The following is a 3074-nucleotide window of genomic DNA, read 5'->3' as shown; positions in this document are numbered from 1 at the left end:
GTGCCGATATCGGTCGGGTCGCCGGGTGGTGGCGCCGTGTTGTTACGAGCGGGTAAGGCTGACGCCGATCAGCAACTTTGGACCTCGACGACCGTGCTGTCGGCTTCGATCTTGAAGTACAGCGAGCGGCTCGAAACGAGGTGAGACACCTCGATCCAAGCACACCAGCCGAGGTCGTCAGTCTGCACGACCTCTCTCGAAGGAGCACCCAACGCGTCGGCGACGGGATCGTTCGATGCGTCGTAGGCCGTCATGACGATGTCGCCTGGGTCGATGACTGCGGTCGTCGCATTCGTGCGAATTCGGGAGACCTCGTCGTTGACGCGCCGGTTTCCGATGACACCGACCGCAAGTGAGGCCAAGAGAACGGCCGCACCGATGCCAACGATGATTCGAAGTCGCTCGGATCTTCCCGCGGCGTCGTTGTCCATCCCTGAAGGTACCGCTCGTAGGCATCCGAGAGGTCGAAGGGTGTCGCGCAGCGCAGGCAAGCGACACTTCGATTCGTCCGGCGCCTGAGATTCTGATCGCTTCCCCGATCGCGTAGGTGCCGTACCTGTGCGGGCTCGTGGTGTTCCCGCGGCGGTGGTTATGCGCGCCCGCGGGTGCTGGTTCGGGCCCGTGGTCGGTCTTTGCAATTCGCGTGGATGTTTCAGTGCGCTGCCGTTGATGCATGCATGCATGACGTCGAGGTGAACAGGGCGCCTGTCAGGTTCGTTTTCGGGGTTTGAGTGGTGCGTAGCTGACGAGTGCTGCGTCGACGATCTCGTCGAGGTGTTCGGTGATTGCTTCGGGTGGTTCGTGGTGGAGGGGGCGCCAGATCCCGCCGATGACGGCGAGGGCGCGCATGTGGTCCACGTGTCGAGATGAGAGTTGCGTGATCCGTTGCGCGAGGCGGAGATCGAGCGTTCGGATGGTGGCGCCGGGTCGGTCCTCGATTCGGAGTGCGAGGTCGGCGTCGGCCCAGCGTGCAAGGTCAGCGGACGCGACGAGAATGGTGAGGTAGTCGCAAAGGAGATGCCTGACGCCGGTCGGCCATTCGGCTTCGACGGCTTCGTCGATGACGGCGGCCAATTCGTTGGTGAGGGGGTCCAAGAGGGTGGTCAAGAAATCGGCCTTGGCAGGGAAGTAGTAGCTGATCGCGGCCTTGGAGATGCCGAGCGCTGACGCGATGTCGTTGACGGTGGTGCCGTCGTAGCCGCGAGCGGTGAACAGTGAACGTGCGGTCGCAACGATCTGCTCTCTTCTCGGTGTCGACGCTGGCATACGACCATTCTAAGAAACAACTTGACGGACGTCAAGGTGAGGCGTAGAACAGGTCTGGTACTTGACGCCCGTCAAGTCGTGAGCTGACCCGCCTGGGCCAACCATCGAAAGTGAGGAACCATCCTGAAGACCACCCGTTTCGGAGCCAACATCCTGGGCTGTGCACTGCTGTGTGCAGCCACGGTCGCAACGTCTACTGGCGCTGTGTCAGCCGACAACGGCGATGCCGACCAAGCTGTTGCCGTGAATGCTGCTGTCGAACAAGTTGCCGGTGATTCGGTCGCCACGAACGCAACCAGCACTGGTGACCTCGCCGTCACCGCTACGAATGACAACAGCACCGTTTCGATCCCTACCGATCCCGCTGATGGGATCACCGTTGCATCGAACGGCGTCGAGATCGGAATTGGGCTCCCCGGCGCAACCAAGGCCGATGACGCGACAGTGCTCAGCGCCGGAACCGCGGTGTACACCGACGCCGCCGTCGACACCTCGATCGCCGCTCAGGCACTCGCCGACGGCAGCCTTCGGGCACTCATCACGATCGAAGGCCCCAACGCACCAACCCAGTACCGCTTCCCGATCGATCTCCCAGCGGACTACCGTCTCGAAACCCAAGACGACGGCACCATCAACATCATCGACGCGAGTGGTGTGCCCGTGAGTCACTTCGACGCACCGTGGGCAACCGACGTAACCGGAGCAGCGGTTCCCACCACGCTAACCGTGGACGGCAACACGATCGTCCAGACCGTCAACCACACCGGCAACTACCCCATCGTGGCCGACCCCCACTACACATGGGGCTTCGTCACCGGCACCGTCTACTTCAATAAGAACGAAACCAATAAACTCATGCTCGGCTATGGCGTATCAGCGCTCGTTGGCGGTTATTTCACTGGCGGACTCGCTGCTATCCCTCTTGGTTCCATATCGCTCTACGCTGCGTACGTGCTGAACGCGGGCCATTGCATGAAGATGAAGGTTGTGCCCACGCCGCTCGGCCTCCAGGGCATTCCGGGTGAGTACTGGGGAACTTCGGGTGGAGGATACTGCAAATGATTCTTGCGTTTTGCCTTGCTGTCGGCGTTGGTGCCTCTCTCGGTGCGATCGGCCGAATTCGACACCACCGCCTGATGACGTTCTCAGGCACCGCGCTGTGTCTCGCGGCTCTCGTCCTGGCGTTGCTCTCAAGCACCCAGTTCCCGACGATCATCGGGGTCGCCATGGCGTGCATCTCCGTGCCGCTCGGCGTGATAGTCGCACGGCTACGAACGCAAACGAACCCTCGCCACGGATCGGCCGGATGAGATGTGGACGTCGCCAGATGGTCCGCCACCGAGGGTTCTCTGGCCCTGATCGTCGTGCTTGACGCGGTACTCGCGCTATCAGCAATTGCGCGGGTGATCATCAAGACTCGTCGAAGTCAGAACTGAAGCGACGGTACCTGGCAACCCTCCGTGACCGCCGTGCAATGGCGATCGGCGGTGCAGTGGGTGCGGTGATCGCAGCGCTCACGATCGCGAAAGGCTCAGCCGCCGGCGGTGTCGCGTACGGGCTCTTCGTTGCCGTCGCGGTCACCATCCTCGCAGGATGGAAAAGCACCGGGCGGCCCGTGGCCCCGTAGCCACCCGAGCAAAGATCCAACTTCGAACCTTGAGCGACTCCACCTAAACAGTGGAGTCGCTTTCGATTTCGGACGCCAATCATCACCCATCCCTGCACTCCTGGAGTCGGCTTCGATCCAGTCAGCCACCCGATCAGAACGCGCGCTCCGCCTGACCACCACCCCGAGCAGAACCGGCATT

Annotated in this window: 5 protein-coding genes; 3 read left to right on the top strand and 2 right to left on the bottom strand. The window is 62.0% G+C overall.

Features of this window, described 5'->3' with window-relative positions:
* Window positions 1-68 precede the first annotated feature (68 nt).
* Entirely contained in the window at window positions 69-431 is a 363-nt protein-coding gene (locus tag ACH2EI_RS16615) for a hypothetical protein (RefSeq protein ID WP_395152158.1), read from the bottom strand.
* 277 nt (window positions 432-708) lie between these two features.
* Window positions 709-1266 (bottom strand): TetR/AcrR family transcriptional regulator, encoded by a 558-nt coding sequence (locus tag ACH2EI_RS16610; protein WP_395152160.1) that lies wholly within the window; start codon window positions 1264-1266, stop codon window positions 709-711.
* A 204-nt stretch (window positions 1267-1470) separates the two neighbouring features.
* Here ACH2EI_RS16610 and ACH2EI_RS16605 point away from each other — a divergent pair, with 204 nt between their 5' ends.
* The 3 genes from ACH2EI_RS16605 to ACH2EI_RS16595 all read left to right on the top strand — a co-directional run bounded on the left by ACH2EI_RS16605 (window position 1471) and on the right by ACH2EI_RS16595 (window position 2893).
* The gene (locus ACH2EI_RS16605) at window positions 1471-2328 is read left to right on the top strand and encodes a hypothetical protein (protein ID WP_395152162.1); all 858 of its coding nucleotides are present in this window, start codon (window positions 1471-1473) and stop codon (window positions 2326-2328) included.
* Complete coding sequence (locus tag ACH2EI_RS16600; RefSeq protein WP_395152164.1) at window positions 2325-2576, top strand: hypothetical protein; 252 nt, start codon at window positions 2325-2327, stop codon at window positions 2574-2576. Before ACH2EI_RS16605 ends, ACH2EI_RS16600 begins: the two co-directional genes overlap by 4 nt.
* Window positions 2577-2740: 164 nt before the next feature.
* Window positions 2741-2893 (top strand): hypothetical protein, encoded by a 153-nt coding sequence (locus ACH2EI_RS16595; protein WP_395152166.1) that lies wholly within the window; start codon window positions 2741-2743, stop codon window positions 2891-2893.
* Window positions 2894-3074 lie beyond the last annotated feature (181 nt).

Origin of the sequence: Ilumatobacter sp., assembly GCF_041688325.1 — a bacterium.
Classification (GTDB): Bacteria; Actinomycetota; Acidimicrobiia; order Acidimicrobiales; family Ilumatobacteraceae; genus Ilumatobacter_A.
This window is presented reverse-complemented; position numbering and strand designations above follow the sequence as displayed.